This is a genomic window from Methanobacterium sp., from assembly GCF_016217785.1.
Classification (GTDB): Archaea; Methanobacteriota; Methanobacteria; order Methanobacteriales; family Methanobacteriaceae; genus Methanobacterium.
In genome coordinates this window covers 373,688-388,527 of record NZ_JACRGA010000005.1, presented here as the reverse complement: position 1 = coordinate 388,527, position 14,840 = coordinate 373,688, and the positions used below count along the sequence as shown (strand labels likewise).

The window sequence follows — 14,840 nt, the reverse complement described above, 5'->3', positions numbered from 1 at the left end:
CTTACCTCCCATCACTATGAAATTGCATTGGAAATTTCTTGTAGGTTCAAAAGACAATTGTTCATTATGTCCTCAAAAATTGTCTTAAAATTGGGTTCATACACAACTGCGGGTTTTAGATTAACCAATGCCTCGATGAATCGAGTATCATAGGGTATCATCCCTAATAGGGGTATATTATTAGTTTGGAAGTAGTCCTGTAATTGATAGGTGAAGTCTTTGTTGATTCCCCACCTATTGATAACCGCACCACAGGGAATGTTGAAATGATCAACCAGTTCTATGGCTCGTTTAAGGTCCCAAAATGCCGCTGAAGTGGGTTCAGTTATCAATATAACATAATCAATTCCCCTTAAAGAAGCGATGACTGGACATCCCACACCTGCAGCCGCATCTAAAATCATGTAATCCGCCTGGATATCTTCAGCAATTTCAGAAGCTTTCATTCTCAGTGCGTTTACCACATTACCAGAACCAGATTCTCCTATTTTAAGCTGTCCAGAAATTATTGGGAACCCATATTGAGTTTTCCCCACACCTATCCTGGCATTTTCAACCTTTTTAAGAGTAAGAGCGCCTGTTGGACAGGCTAATTGGCAGGCACCACAACCCACACATAAAAGTTCGTTTATCTCAGGCAGGTCTTCCTCCGTGTTCCAGGTGATTGCTGAGAAATTGCAAGCATTCATACATTTTTGAAGACCCGGACAATTGGGGCAGAATTTTAGTGACTTGCATTTATCTTTGGAAAATTGAATTTTGGCACCGGTTGTTAATGGTTCCCAACTGTCAAAATTTTCTTCATCAAGACCTAGAACAAGAGCTAAATTAGGTGCATCAGCATCACAGTCAATTGCCACAACTTTATTTTTATTTGCAAGCGTTACAGATAAGGAAGCGGTTAAAGTGCTTTTCCCAGCACCTCCTTTTCCAGATAGTATGGTAATTGTTTTCATTTGTGCGTTCCACCTAAAAATTTTACTGTTATGGTATTTGCAAGTTCTTCAATGGTTTTATGAATCAGCAGCTGACCTCGGGAGTGTTTTTTTAATATTTCTCTTTCATAGGGGATTTCTTGAATTAAAGGAACACTGTTATCCCTGGAAACTTCTTCAATAAGGTTAGAATCCCCTATAGTGGACTTGTTAACGATTATTTGGGTAGGTATCTTCATGATTTTTAATAGTTGAAGGATTAGTTTCAGGTCATGTTTTCCCAATGGAGTTGGTTCTGTCACTGCCAGGGCTAAATCCACACCCATCATTGCTGAAATAACATTACAATGTGTTCCTGCGGCAGTGTCTATTAAGACATGGTCATATTCAGAAACCATGCTGGCAGCGTATTCTCTGGTAGCATTGACTACTAATGAGGTAGATTCACAACCAACATCCATCTCACCCCAGACTAGGAGGAGATTATTTGAGTTTCTTCCAGGAGGTTGTTGGTGTTGACCTTGGTATATGGTCCCAATTACTTGCTGGCCCTCTTTCAGGGCGCTGGAAGGACAGGCTAGGAGGCAAGCCCCACAACCATTGCACTGTCTGGAAATAATGAAGGGATATTTGTCTTTTATAAATACAACTGCATTTTCCCTGCAGACTTCCGAGCAGCTTCCACATTTTGAACAATTTTCAGGGTTAAAACTTGGAAGCATTGCATGGACATTTTTTACCTTTTCACGTGTTGTTGGGAGAATTATATGATCATCAGGACATTCAACATCTGCATCTATTAATAGTACCTTATGTTCATGAGATAATTCCATAGCCAGGGCGGTGGATATGGTTGATTTTCCTGTTCCACCTTTTCCACCAGTTATTGCAATTTTCATAAGATGCTTCCTAGGTTAAAGATAATGCATACAATTTTATTATCTTCTTCCTCTTCCCCCCATTCCCATGCCACGTCCTTGGGGAGCAGATGGTGTAAGTTCCTCCAGTTTGCCCTGGGACAGGAGAGTCAGATTTTGTTCAACAGTTCCTGGAACCATTTGGTAAGTCTTTATTTCTAGTTGTTTAAGAACTTCAAAGGCATTAGGACCCACTGATCCAGATATGAGGGCCTCTGCTTTTTCATCTCCCACAAATCTAGCGGATTTTATTCCCGCACCTCCTTCAGTAATGGAGGGGTTTGGTATGGACTTAAAATCTTTTAAATCTCCATCTACCAGATCTACCACTATCAGGTGGGATGATCTTCCAAACACTTGGCTGGCCTGTGAATCAAGTGTTTCTCCACTGGCTGCTATTGCTATTTTCATTTAATCCACCTCATTTTTAGATAATTTTTAGTTATTTTGATTTTAATTTTATTTTTGAATCTTATTTTCAATTTTAGAGAATATGTCTAAGAATTTTTTTGACATTTCAGAATCCTGGAGGATGAATGGTTTTCCCTGATCAGAATTTTCCCTAACATCGGTTTCCAGAGGGAGGCTTCCTAGATATGGTACCTCCAATTCTTCGGCCAGTTCTTTTCCTTTTCCTTTTCCAAAAATATCAATTTCCTGTTTACAATGAGGGCAGGTGAAACCAGACATGTTCTCAATGATCCCGATTATTGGAATGTTTAACTTTTTAACCATGTTGACGCATTTCCTAACATCTTCTCCAGCCACTGCTTGTGGGGTGGTAACCATGATCACGCCATCCAGTTGACTAACAGATTGTAAGACTGTTAATGGCTCATCTCCTGTTCCCGGTGGATTGTCTATCACCAGAACATCTAGTTTTCCCCATATAACATCCGATAAAAACTGCCTTATGGCACCAGTCTTTTGAGGCCCCCTCCAGATGATGGGAGATCCTTTGGAAGGTAACATAAATTCTATTGATAAAACTTCCAAATTCTCCCTCACTTCAAGCGGTAATATGCCCTCGGGTGATTGATCTAAACTCAAGTTTTCCACTCCTAACATATGGGGAATATCCGGGCCGTGGAGATCAACATCCATTAAACCGGTTTTATAATCCTTTAAAGCAAAGGCTACTGCCAGGTTAACAGCAACGGTTGACTTTCCCACCCCTCCTTTACCACTCATTACAGCAATTTTATGATCTATATTGCCCATCCGCTTTACTATGGTAATTTCCTGTTGTATTAAGAGTTTTTTTTGTTCTTCTTCTGAAATTTCTTTTTTAGTACTTGATTTCAAAGAATCATCCCACAAAATTCGAGATAAATCGGATTAACTATGGCCATCTGAGCAGGCTGAGTCCATGCTGGCTTGTTTCAGTTTTCCTTCAGCCCAATCTTGAACTGCTCCTATTACTGTTCCTGATGCCCCAACATAAACTTCAATTCCCGCGTTTTGTAGCATTTGAACAGCTTTAGGACCTAAATTACCACATAAAAGTGTGTTAGCGCCTGAACCAGTAATAAACTCTCCAGGAGTCATTTGTCCACCCATGTGTTTTCCATTACTCTCCAGAATCTGAAAAGTTTCAATTTTGTCATTTTCCCAGTTGATTAAAACGAAGTAGGGGGTCTTTCCAAAGTGCTGGGATATTTCTCCCTTTAAACCGTTTTTATCGAGACTGGGAACGCATATTAATACCATTGTTGTTTCCTCCATTATGAAAATGTTTTTAATCAGCTCCACAAAGTAGAGCGCCGCATTCAGGACATTTATCGTTTCTGCATGGCACTCCCGGAATTTTGGGAGCTTCGTATCCACACTGCTGACATTTACACACCCTGGGAGGGCCTGCCCCACCACCTCTACCACGACCTCTTCTTCCAATCCCCTGCTGTCCCACAGGTATTTGGACTTCTTGCTCTGTATTGATAGTGCATATGTCCTCAGATTTACAATCTGGACATTTTTCATATTCTTTCCCAGGGCTATGCCATTCAAATCCGCATTTTTCACATTTATATCTCATTTTAGCTGTCATGTAATCCCCTCCTTTGATACTTAAGATTTTTACTGCTTATCCCTGCTTTAGCTGTCTTCCCTCTAGCAGAATTTAAAATTCTGTGTAGAGTAGGCTGTGATATTCCAATGATTTCTGCTGCTGTTTCCTGATTGATTTTTTGGTGATCTTTTAGCCTTATAACCTAACTTCGCCCATAGTGAGGCCTATAAATCCAGATTCGTGATTATAATCCTCAAAATCGGGTTTGAAACATTTTATTTCTGGTTCGTTAGAATATCCTTCCTACATCGCTTTGACCCAGGCATGTTATGAATATATATTCATAACTCTTATATAATACTTTGCTTACGATACAAATTAGATCACAAAATTAATTCAAATTCGAAAAATAATAAATAAATAATGTTTTTTATTGGATTAACAGTTCTCAAATAAAATTTTCAAAGTATTGGGGAATTTTAATGAATGTAACAGCCGTTTTTATCTATAAAAAAACCATCCTGAAAATATAAATCATTAATATTTTGGTATTTTAAAAAAATATTCATTATTCTCGTTATATTTATGATTGGAGTTATTTTATATTGTTTTAATTAACCATAACGCACTAATATCTGGGTTTCGTAACCACAAGCAAAAAAATAACCCTATTTTGGGCAAGAAAAGAAGGATATTATGAGAAAAATTTTCACATGAATACAAATTTTCTATCACTAAAAACAAATAGATCATAAGTACATAGTAATTTGGGGAAAATTATGGCTGATATTACAATACTCTTAGTAGAAGATGAGAGCATAGAAGCCATGGATATAAAAAGAACTTTAGAATCCTTTGGTTACCAAGTTCCTTATGTTGCTTCTAGTGGTCAGGAAGCTATAGATAAAGCATTAGAACTCAAACCAGACCTTATTTTAATGGACATAGTTTTGAAGGGAAAAGTTGATGGTATTGATGCGGTTTCTGAGATTAAAAATTTAAATATCCCTGTTATTTACTTAACTGCCCATTCTGAAGATTCTACAATTGAACGAGCCAAACTTACAGGACCCTATGGATATATTATAAAACCTTACGATCAAATTGAACTTAAATATGCCATAGAACTCGCCATTTACAAAAATCGGATGGAAAAAGAATTAAAAGAAAGTGAAGCCAAATATCGGCTCCTTGTAGAAGGTCAAACAGATCTGGTGGTTAAAGTAGATACCGAAGGTCGATTGCTTTTTGTAAGCCCCAGTTACTGTGAAATATTCGGGAAAAAGGAAGAAGAATTATTGGGTAAGAAATTCATGCCCCTAGTTCACGAAGATGATCATAAAACAACTGAAGAATCACTGGCATGCGTTTGGAAACATCCTTATACTTGTTACCATGAGCAACGCGCCATGACTAAGGATGGATGGCGCTGGCTGGCCTGGTCTGACAAGGCAGTTCTGGACGAAGATAAAAATGTCATTGCAATAGTTGGAGTTGGCAGAGACATCACCCCACAAAAAAAGGCAGAAAAAGCCCTTCAAGAGAGTGAGGAGAAGTTAAGATTAAAACTCGATAAAATTCTTTCTCCAGATTACAAGGTTGAGAAGGAAGAATTCAAAAATATAATCAACACCCAAGAATTACAAACCTTAATGGACTATTTTTATGACTTAACCAGCATGGGTGTTGCCATCTTGGATTTAGACGGAAATATTCTGGTTGCCACTGGTTGGCAAGATATATGCACCCATTTCCACAGAGTCAGTGAAGCAAGCTGTAAAAACTGTCTGGAAAGTGACATTTACCTGACAGAAGATTTGAAACCAGGTGAGTACAGGATTTACAAGTGCAAAAATAACATGTGGGACATGGTAACACCCATAATTGTGGGCGAAAAGCATATGGGAAACTTATTTCTAGGACAATTCTTTTTTGATGATGAAAAAACTGATTATTCCCTATTTGAAGCACAGGCTGAAAAATTTGGCTTTGACAAAGAAAAATATTTGAAAGCCCTGGATCAGGTCCCTAGATGGAATAGAAAACAAGTTAATGCTGTAATGAAATTTTATTCTAAATTTGCGCAGATGATTTCCAAACTGAGTTTCGGTAACATTAAACTGGCAAAAACCCTTTCTGATTATAAAAGGGCTCAAAATGAACTTAGAGAAAGTGAGGAATTTCTGAATAACATAGTGGAAAATATTCCAAACATGATTTTTGTAAAAAATGCAGATGACCTTAGTTTCAAACGTGTTAATAAGGCAGGAGAATCCTATTTTGGGCATAAAACTGATGAACTAATTGATAAAAGTGATTATGATTTATTCCCAAAAAATGTAGCCGACTCTTACACCCGAGAAGATAGGAAAGTTCTCCAAAGCAGGGAACTATTGGATATCCCTGAAGAGACTATTGAAACCAGGGATGGAAGTCAAAGACTTTTACACACCAAGAAAATTCCCATACTTGACAAGGAGGGTAATCCACAATATCTACTGAAGATATCAGAGGACATTACTGAGTTTAAACTAGCGGAGGAAGATTTGGCAGTTTCTGAAAAGAGATACAGGGCAGTATTTGAAAATAGTGGATCTCCAATTTTAACCTTCAACAATGAGGGCACCATTCTCATGGTTAACTCTGAATGGGAAAGAATCAGTGGTTATTCCCGTGAAGAAGTGGAGGGTAAAATGAAATGGATGGATTTAGTCCATCCGGATTACCGAGAAATGATGATTAAATATCATCACCAGCGTTTAACAGAACCGGATTCCGTGCCAAACAAATATGAAACAGCTTTCACCAGCAAAAATGGAGCCAAACTAGTTATGTATGTTATGGTAGTTGAACTTCCAGGGACTGATAGCTGGTTAGCATCTGCTTTAGACATCACAGATCTTAAAAAAACTGAAAAATCATTGGAAAGAAATGTTTTACGTTTCCGTGCTTTAGCTGAAAATGCTATTGATGGTATTATAACCACCGATGCCCATGGAAATATACTGTACTTCAACAACAGTTTAATGGAAATGTTTGGTTACAACCAGGATGAACTGGAAAGTTCCCAACTCCCCAAACTAATGCCTAAAAGGTATCAGGAAAAATTTATAACGAGTCTTAAAAAATTCCGGACAACTGGTGAACACCACTTAGCAGGGCGAACTATAGAAACAGTCGGTCTTAAAAAAGATGGTACTGAGTTCCCATTTGAAATGTCCCTTACTATGTGGGAAATTGATGAAGAAGTCTACTTCACATCCATCATAAGAGATATAAGTGAGCGTAAGGAAATTGAAAAATCTTTAACTGCCAGCGAGAAAAAGTACAGGGCTCTTTTTGAATCTGATCCAGATTATACCATCCTTTTAAGTTTAGAGGGTCATTTAATAGATGTAAATCAAGCTGCAATTAATATCACTGGTTTTACCAAAGATGAGTTGGTTGGAAAACATTTTATGGATTTGAAGATTTTCCCTGAAGAAGAACTCAGGTTACACTTAAAACGGTTTATGAGTTTATCAAAAGGCGAAAATTTAGCTCCTTTTGAATCCAGAATTTATGATGCTAATGGTGAAATTAGGTTAATTGAGGTTAAACAAACCTTCATCAAACTGGATGATAAAATTGAATATATTTTGTTGATATGTAGCGATATAACCCAGCGTAAAAAGGCGGAAGATGAAATCAGATCATCCCTGAATGAAAAAGAAGTTTTACTTCAGGAGATTCATCATCGAGTTAAAAACAATATGCAGATTATTTCCAGCCTTCTGAACCTTCAAAAACGACATGTTAACGAAGAAGAATCCATAAATGTGCTCATGGAGAGTAGGAACCGGGTTAAATCCATGGCCATGATCCATGAAAAACTCTATCAATCCGGTAATTTAACAGACCTTAAATTCAGTGAATACATCCCCAGACTAGTTTCCGATTTACTATACTCCTACAACATTCCCCAAGACCAGATAAAAATTGTGATAAAAGTCGAAGATGTTAAATTAAATATTGAAACAGCAGTCCCCTGTGGGCTTATAATAAACGAACTTGTATCTAACATCTTCAAACACGCATATCCGGGAGGAAGAGAAGGTAAACTTGAAATTTCTCTTAAAAAAGACCATGACAATTTTGAGTTGATAATTTGTGATGAGGGTATTGGGTTCCCAGAAGAACTTGACTTTAAGAACACTGAAACATTGGGCCTTCAACTGGTGAATAATTTAGTTGAACAGTTAGATGGTGAAATAAACCTTGACCAGAGCCAGGGTACAGAATTTAAAATCATCTTCAAAGAATTAAAATACAAAGAAAGAGTTTAAAGTTTATTTTTAAAAATCAGTGTTTTCTAACGGAATTTGCGATTTTTCGAGTAAATTTTACCATTTAACAACCACTTTATTATGGCAAAATTTAGGTAATATGAAGTTTATAATTAATAGGAGGAGGTTATAGTATGCCAGATCTTGGACCATTAGGACGTGGTGGGGCTAGAAGGAGAACTAAAAGAAGAATGACGGCTGTTAATGAGAGGAGCAATGAACAACAGGGTGAACAGGGACAACCTGAAACCGTTGCTCAACCAGATAACTCGGATAAATTAGAAAAATTAGCTAAACTCTTAAAAGACAAGGGAGTTATCAGTGAAACAGAGTATAACTTAATATTTGGATAAAAATCCATTAAAGCCCAGTATTATGGGGGTAAGTACCCTAATAGCGGGAGTGATTAAAATAGAATCCATCCATCCCCCTATTTACCATATATGATTTAATTATCATTTTCTAGCGTAAGTAAGGTGAATTATTATGGAAACACCAGCCAGAGTGTGGGGGTCACTGGTGGAGTTTGCTATTTATTTTCTGCCATTTTATTTCCCCAATATTCCTTAATATCCTTAATTTTTTCCTGATTTTTCGCAGACTCTTCATATTAGTAGAAATCATTGAAAGTGAGAAATCATTGAATATTATAAAAAAAATCTAATAATTTGACACTACTGGTGATTGATACTACTAGTGATTTGATACTACTAGTGACTAGAAGATACTACTAGTGCCTAGAATATATACATCGTCTTACAACATAATATCTAATGAAATAGATAATACGGTGCATAAAAATGGATACAACACCAACAACCAATAAAAAATCTGAACCCGGAATGATAGCTCTAGCCACCCTAATTCTGGTTGCTGCGGTTGCAAATCTGAATTTATCAGTTGCTAATGTGGCTCTCCCTTCCATAGGTTTTGCTTTTAATGCTTCACAGGTTCAGATTAATCTTGTGGCCGTGAGCTACTCCCTGGGTCTGGCCGCATCAGTTCTATGGTTTGGTGCTTTGGGTGACCATCACGGTCGAAAGATGATGCTAATCATTGGGACTCTGCTGGCTATACCCGCATCTATCATTGCGGGTTTTGCCCCCTCTGTTGAGATCCTGATTGGTGCCCGTATCATAGGTGGTTTAGCTGCAGGAATGGCTTTTCCAACCACTTTAGCACTTATAGCTGCTTTGTGGTCAGGCCCAAAACGAACAAAATCTATCGCATTATGGTCTGCCATAGGGGCTGCCATTGCCGCTCTTGGACCTTTAATCTCAGGATACTTGCTAACATTTACTAATTGGGGTTCTGTATTTTTGATTACATTACCCCTTGCCGTGGTAGCTCTAGTCATGGCAATTAAATTCATTCCAGATCATGTTAACGAGGAAAAAGCTCCAGTTGATAACATGGGAGGGTTACTGTCTCTTCTGCTTCTGGGAACATTGATTCTGGCCATTAACTTCGCCCCAGTGCCTAACTCCGGAACCCTGATAATTAGTTTATTAATCATTGCCGCTGCTTCAGGAATCTTATTTATAAGGCGCCAACGCAGTGTGGAAAACCCCCTTTATGATCTTAAAGTCGCTAGTCGTAGCATCTTCTGGGTAGCGGCGTGTGCTGGGATAATAGTTTTCGGGGCTTTAATGGGTGCCATGTATATCGGTCAGCAGTTTTTACAAAACGTTCTCAGCTACTCAACACTAGATTCCGGACTTGCAATTTTACCAGCAGCATTACTCATGATTTTAGTAGCACCACAATCCGCCAAGCTCGTTGAGTCCCATGGCTCCAGATTCACTCTGCTTGCGGGTTACGTATTCTGTTTGTTAGGTTTCCTGGCGATGTTATTCTTATGGCAGGATCACATACCCTATTGGAAGGTTGGGTTGGCTTACGCCTTTGTAGGAATTGGGGTTGGATTAGCTGGAACTCCGGCTTCCCATTCTCTTACAGGTTCAGTTCCGGTTAAACGGGTAGGTATGGCTTCAGGAACCGCAGACTTGCAACGTGATTTCGGCGGCGCAATAATGACTTCCATATTTGGAGCGCTGCTTACAGCCGGTTATGCCAGGTCAATTGCCTCACAAATTAACAATTTACCCGCTTCTGCCCAACAGCAAATTACCAGCAGCATAGAAGTGACACTTCAAAAATCATTCTCCAGTGCTGCTGCCCTTGCACAACAGAATCCAGAATATTCAACACAGATCATAAATGCTGCAAAATATTCATTTTTAGCAGGCGATCATTGGACTTACTTTGCAGGGATGGTTGCCATCCTAATCGGGGCGGCCATAGTATTCTTCAAGTTTCCGAAAAAAGAGGAAGAGGAAAAATTACTGGCCCAGTACCAAGAAACGGACGTTGAAAACCAGGGAAAATAAGGTTGAACCTCAAGGACGGTTATATGATACTTTTTGCGTTCCTGCTACTGGCTGGCATGGATTAGTGGAATTTGATGGTGCCATGGCATTTCTTTTCAAGAGAACTTGCCCGGCGTATTAGGGTGCATAAAATTAGGAGAGTTCACTATGAAAAAAATAGATTACATCAATCCCGAGAATATGGCAAAACCTAGAGGATATTCACATGCTATATCGGTTACTGGAAATCACCAGACCATTTATATCGGGGGTCAGAATGCAGTTGATGAAAACAGAGCCCTCGTAGGTAAGGATAGTCTTAAAAAACAAACAGAACAGGTTTTGACCAATATTGAGAAGATCTTAGAAGAATCAGATGCTAAACTTGAGAATGTGGTTAAGTTCAACATCTACCTGGTTCCGGGACAGAACCCACAGGATGGATTTCAAGTTTTCCAGGAAAAATGGGGAAATAATCCAAATTATCCAGCCATAACTGTTTTATTTGTAGCGGGACTTGGAAATCCAGATTGGTTGGTTGAAATTGATGCAATGGCAATAATTCCTGAATAATCAAGCCTACACACAATAATAGATAGTAACTATCACTATAGGATTAAAAACTAATAATAGGCCTTCTAAACAAATCAGAGATTAAAGCATGGATACTAGAGATGGGCACTAAAATAGTTCCTAACATCATACTTAGCTCATACAACAAACTGCTCCTTGGATCTGCTCTGCCCCTCAGTCGGTTGAAAAAAGAACTCCAGGGAATTCCATAGGTATTTCCAATCATGATAGTGCGAATAGAACCAAGGATACCCGTTGCCTTAGATATTCCATAAATTTCTACAATACGCTGCCATGATTCCTTGGAAGGGTTTCCCCGAGTATCTGCATAATGCTGGGCAAACATGATCCCTGCCATTTCATCACCAGGAACATCATCTACGATTCCCCTGAGCATCTTCTGAATTTCTTCATTGCTCATCCCACTTTCAAGAGCCCTTTTGGAGTGGGCGTAAGAACATATTGCACAGCCATTTACTTCAGTTACCGCAAGCATGATCCTTTCAATAAATTTTGAACTTAGTTCTCTGTTCCTTTTAGCCCTAAACATGTATTTTATGGTTCGTATTCCATTATAAAAAATCCAGTAAGACTCCTTAACTGAGTAAAGTTTCCTACCAAACTCCGTTTCAACTTTTTGGAGTTTGTGTTTTTCTTTGATTTTCATGACACATTCCTTCAGATTAGAACCGTATGATATTAAGCAATACATTATTCAGAGTTAAAAATCTTAATCATTCCCGAATAAATCTAAACCAAACCGTGTGCAAAAAAACCATACACTCGATCTTTAACAAATTATTCAAGTGTAAGATTAACCTTCGATATGAATATTGAATTTTAATAAATACGAATATAATGAGTTTCAATACGAATATAATGAGTTTCAATACGAATATAATGAGTTTCAATACGAATATAATGAGTTTCAATATACTATTAAAAAAAAATAAGGAATATGATGATTTTACTTTGCTGCTCCGTCTCTGCAGAAGTATCCCATGGGTTCGCCCTTCATTAATTCATTTTCCTTAAATACTGGACATTCTACGCATTTACATTCTTCATGGAAATAGAGATCGCTGCATGTTGCTTTTCCACTGGCACAATAGACACCTGGAACATCTGTGGGCTCAATCATGGTCGCTATGTCCACATCTTCAGCCATCATCTCTTGAATCTTTTTCATTTTTCCTTTAACACAGTCACTGGTAGCTTGCACTGGACATGTGCTACAAAGACATTTCATCACGTTTTCCGCAGTAAATTCTATTTTCCCCAATTAAATCCCTCCTACTTCTGATTGTAATATATTATATTTTTCAATCTATTAATTACTTGTCACAGCAAAATATTTATTAATTGAATTTAAAGCCCGGAAATCACATAATTTAAAAAAAAACAGTTAAAATTTACATTATATTACAACTTTATGTTATTCTGATTTAGTTTGTAGGAAAAAATTCATTAAGATTTAGTATGATAAATAAAAGATAATGGGGGTTAAATGATGGGTGAAAATTTAACTATTTTACAATTGAATGATAGCCATGCTTATCTGGATATACATCAAGAATTGTTCTGGGACGGTGATCATGCAAAATATAAGTTAGCCGGAGGTTTCGCCAGAATTGCAACTATATTCAATAAAGTTAGAGAGGAGAATCCCAATAAAACTTTGGTTTTTGATTGTGGAGATACCATTCACGGGACTTATCCAGCGGTGAAAACCAAAGGAGAAGCTTTGATACCCATCTTAAACTATTTGGACTTCGATGCCATGACTGCACATTGGGAATTTGCATATGGACCGGAACATTTCAAAAAACTAACAAAAAAATTGAATTACCCCATGATAGCTATTAACTGCTACCATGAGTCCGATAATGAGCTTTTTTTCGAGCCATGGATTATTAAAGAGGTTGGTAAAACACGGATAGGTATTATAGGCATTGCTGCAACCATAGTTGATAAAGTCATGCCCGCGTCATTCAGTAAAGGAATATACTTCACCCTTGGTAACCAGGAATTACATTATTACATTGAAAAATTGCGAAACCAGGAGAAAGTAGATCTAATTATCGTCATCTCCCATTTAGGTTTCCCACAGGAAATGAAGTTAGCCAGGGAAATAGATGGTATAGATGTGTTATTAAGTTCACATACCCATAATCGACTTTATAAACCCGTTCTTGTGGATAATACCATCCTCATTCAATCAGGTTGTCATGGTTCTTTTATTGGACGATTAGATCTATCCATATCCCACGGAAGAGTGGTTAAATTCCAACACAAACTAATAACTGTATCCGAGAATATTCAGCCGGATCATGAGGCAGATGATCTTGTAAAACACGTTTTAAATCCTTATAATGATAAATTAAATCAGGTAGTTGGGTATACTGATACAGGCCTTAATCGTAACACCGTGTTGGAGTCTACCATGGATAATTTTCTTTTGCAAAGTCTTTTAAAGGAAACTGGTGCCCAAATAGCATTTTCTAATGGTTGGAGATATGGTGCACCAATTCCACCGGGAAAAGTTACTCTAAACGATCTTTACAATATAATTCCCACAAATCCTCCTGTTTCCACTGTGGAGTTGACTGGTAAAGAAATTTGGATGATGATGGAAGAGAACTTGGAGCATTTATTTTCTAGAGATCCTTATAATCAAATGGGAGGGTATCTAAAAAGATGCATGGGCATTAATTTATATTTTAAAGTGGAAAATCCCCCAGGACAACGTATCCAGGAACTATTTGTGAAAGGGAAAAAACTGAAAATGAATGAAACATATTTGGCAGCCTACGTTACCAGCCAGGGTGTTCCTCCCAATTATGGTAAAAAAAAGAAGCATTTAGACGTGAACGCAGTAGAAGCAATGCAAAAATACCTATCCCACAATCAACCAGTAATATCAGAAATTCAAGGTACAGTAATAGCAATCTAAAAAAAAATGAAATAGTTAAAAAAATTAGTAAAATTTTTTATCTTAAAATTAAACAACTTTTATTCAATGGTTTAAAGAATTAAGATTGAATAAAATTAATTAAAAAAAAAGATAGGACTCATTAGGAGTCTTGAGAATATTCGGGGCTTTGAAGCATGGAAGGATGCGCATGGTAAAGTATGGCCACGTAGGTGGCTGAAACGCCCCGGTTCAGGTCTTGCTGAACAATCCCACGGTCCTCATTTTTGTTCCAGATGGTCAGACTTTCCTTTCCCCTTTCATTTCCATACTTGAGCATGTTATTGAGATTGGAATACTGGAAATCATGTTTTTTAGGGGTTAGTTCGTTCCCTATTTGCCAGTACTTATCTTTATCATTGATCCATCCGCAGTGTGGGGCCGAGAAGGTGTCTGAAATGTAATGAGATGCAACACCAAAACACCAGGCTGCTTCTTTATAATTTCCCTTTTCATAGGCTACTTTCCCCTTATCCAACCATTCATTGGTCCGGGGGTAGCTACCAGGGTAGCCATGGTTAACTTTATCTCCAGAGATAGTGTCAGGATAGGTGGATCCTTCTTTCATTACTGCAATGTAAGGTTTAAGATTATTCTGTACATCAGAAGGAAGGTTAGTATAAACTTCATCTACTATTTTTTTATGGGCTGTCCATTCCCAAGCAGTTACCGGTGATATTATTAAGAAGAAAAAACCTGCGAATAGCACTATTTTAAACATATTGCCCATGTAACTCCCCCT

At 37.8% G+C, this 14,840-nt stretch carries 14 protein-coding genes; 5 read left to right on the top strand and 9 right to left on the bottom strand.

What is annotated here, in order from left to right:
* Positions 1–14 precede the first annotated feature (14 nt).
* From HY987_RS03295 to HY987_RS03270, 6 genes are read right to left on the bottom strand one after another with little or no spacing between them, the layout of a single operon-like run.
* Positions 15–956 carry an ATP-binding protein gene (locus HY987_RS03295; protein ID WP_292755600.1) on the bottom strand — a complete coding sequence of 314 codons (942 nt, stop codon included), beginning with the start codon at positions 954–956 and terminating at the stop codon, positions 15–17.
* Entirely contained in the window at positions 953–1,834 is an 882-nt protein-coding gene (locus HY987_RS03290; RefSeq protein WP_292755598.1) for an ATP-binding protein, read from the bottom strand. Before HY987_RS03290 ends, HY987_RS03295 begins: the two co-directional genes overlap by 4 nt.
* Positions 1,835–1,873: 39 nt before the next feature.
* Entirely contained in the window at positions 1,874–2,263 is a 390-nt protein-coding gene (locus tag HY987_RS03285) for a NifB/NifX family molybdenum-iron cluster-binding protein (protein ID WP_292755596.1), read from the bottom strand.
* Positions 2,264–2,311: 48 nt separating this feature from the next.
* Positions 2,312–3,157: an Mrp/NBP35 family ATP-binding protein gene (locus tag HY987_RS03280; RefSeq protein ID WP_292755594.1), complete on the bottom strand. Its 846-nt coding sequence runs from the start codon at positions 3,155–3,157 to the stop codon at positions 2,312–2,314.
* Between the two features lie 33 nt (positions 3,158–3,190).
* A complete protein-coding gene (locus HY987_RS03275) occupies positions 3,191–3,874 on the bottom strand; it encodes a NifB/NifX family molybdenum-iron cluster-binding protein (RefSeq protein WP_292755592.1) in 684 nt (227 codons plus the stop codon).
* 14 nt (positions 3,875–3,888) lie between these two features.
* Entirely contained in the window at positions 3,889–4,002 is a 114-nt protein-coding gene (locus HY987_RS03270) for a hypothetical protein (RefSeq protein ID WP_292755779.1), read from the bottom strand.
* A gap of 637 nt (positions 4,003–4,639) precedes the next feature.
* Here HY987_RS03270 and HY987_RS03265 point away from each other — a divergent pair.
* The 4 genes from HY987_RS03265 (at position 4,640) to HY987_RS03250 (ending at position 11,127) form a co-directional block, all read left to right on the top strand.
* On the top strand, positions 4,640–8,185 hold the full coding sequence (locus tag HY987_RS03265; RefSeq protein ID WP_292755590.1) for a PAS domain S-box protein: 3,546 nt from the start codon (positions 4,640–4,642) through the stop codon (positions 8,183–8,185).
* Between the two features lie 134 nt (positions 8,186–8,319).
* Positions 8,320–8,538, top strand: a complete 219-nt coding sequence (locus tag HY987_RS03260) for a hypothetical protein (protein ID WP_292755588.1) — start codon at positions 8,320–8,322, stop codon at positions 8,536–8,538.
* Between the two features lie 447 nt (positions 8,539–8,985).
* Complete coding sequence (locus HY987_RS03255) at positions 8,986–10,575, top strand: MFS transporter (RefSeq protein WP_292755586.1); 1,590 nt, start codon at positions 8,986–8,988, stop codon at positions 10,573–10,575.
* Between the two features lie 147 nt (positions 10,576–10,722).
* A complete protein-coding gene (locus tag HY987_RS03250; RefSeq protein WP_292755584.1) occupies positions 10,723–11,127 on the top strand; it encodes a RidA family protein in 405 nt (134 codons plus the stop codon).
* Between the two features lie 43 nt (positions 11,128–11,170).
* On the opposite strand, the gene HY987_RS03245 is transcribed toward HY987_RS03250, so the two are convergent.
* Together HY987_RS03245 and HY987_RS03240 are read right to left on the bottom strand one after the other, a co-directional pair.
* Entirely contained in the window at positions 11,171–11,794 is a 624-nt protein-coding gene (locus HY987_RS03245; RefSeq protein ID WP_292755582.1) for a carboxymuconolactone decarboxylase family protein, read from the bottom strand.
* A gap of 300 nt (positions 11,795–12,094) precedes the next feature.
* Positions 12,095–12,409 (bottom strand): DUF2769 domain-containing protein, encoded by a 315-nt coding sequence (locus HY987_RS03240; RefSeq protein ID WP_292755580.1) that lies wholly within the window; start codon positions 12,407–12,409, stop codon positions 12,095–12,097.
* Positions 12,410–12,634: 225 nt separating this feature from the next.
* Here HY987_RS03240 and HY987_RS03235 point away from each other — a divergent pair, with 225 nt between their 5' ends.
* Entirely contained in the window at positions 12,635–14,080 is a 1,446-nt protein-coding gene (locus HY987_RS03235) for a bifunctional metallophosphatase/5'-nucleotidase (RefSeq protein ID WP_292755578.1), read from the top strand.
* A gap of 121 nt (positions 14,081–14,201) precedes the next feature.
* Here HY987_RS03235 and HY987_RS03230 read toward each other — a convergent pair whose 3' ends face one another.
* Positions 14,202–14,828, bottom strand: coding sequence for a zinc dependent phospholipase C family protein (locus HY987_RS03230; RefSeq protein WP_292755576.1), 627 nt, complete (start codon positions 14,826–14,828; stop codon positions 14,202–14,204).
* Between the last annotated feature and the right edge of the window lie 12 nt (positions 14,829–14,840).

What these genes read in the sequence shown, in the direction of transcription:
- HY987_RS03295 (WP_292755600.1), bottom strand. Translation starts at nt 956, where the DNA reads ATGAAAACAATTACCATACTATCTGGAAAAGGAGGTGCTGGGAAAAGC.
- HY987_RS03290 (WP_292755598.1), bottom strand. Translation starts at nt 1,834, where the DNA reads ATGAAAATTGCAATAACTGGTGGAAAAGGTGGAACAGGAAAATCAACC.
- HY987_RS03285 (WP_292755596.1), bottom strand. Translation starts at nt 2,263, where the DNA reads ATGAAAATAGCAATAGCAGCCAGTGGAGAAACACTTGATTCACAGGCC.
- HY987_RS03265 (WP_292755590.1), top strand. Translation starts at nt 4,640, where the DNA reads ATGGCTGATATTACAATACTCTTAGTAGAAGATGAGAGCATAGAAGCC.
- HY987_RS03260 (WP_292755588.1), top strand. Translation starts at nt 8,320, where the DNA reads ATGCCAGATCTTGGACCATTAGGACGTGGTGGGGCTAGAAGGAGAACT.
- HY987_RS03255 (WP_292755586.1), top strand. Translation starts at nt 8,986, where the DNA reads ATGGATACAACACCAACAACCAATAAAAAATCTGAACCCGGAATGATA.
- HY987_RS03250 (WP_292755584.1), top strand. Translation starts at nt 10,723, where the DNA reads ATGAAAAAAATAGATTACATCAATCCCGAGAATATGGCAAAACCTAGA.
- HY987_RS03245 (WP_292755582.1), bottom strand. Translation starts at nt 11,794, where the DNA reads ATGAAAATCAAAGAAAAACACAAACTCCAAAAAGTTGAAACGGAGTTT.
- HY987_RS03235 (WP_292755578.1), top strand. Translation starts at nt 12,635, where the DNA reads ATGATGGGTGAAAATTTAACTATTTTACAATTGAATGATAGCCATGCT.
- HY987_RS03230 (WP_292755576.1), bottom strand. Translation starts at nt 14,828, where the DNA reads ATGGGCAATATGTTTAAAATAGTGCTATTCGCAGGTTTTTTCTTCTTA.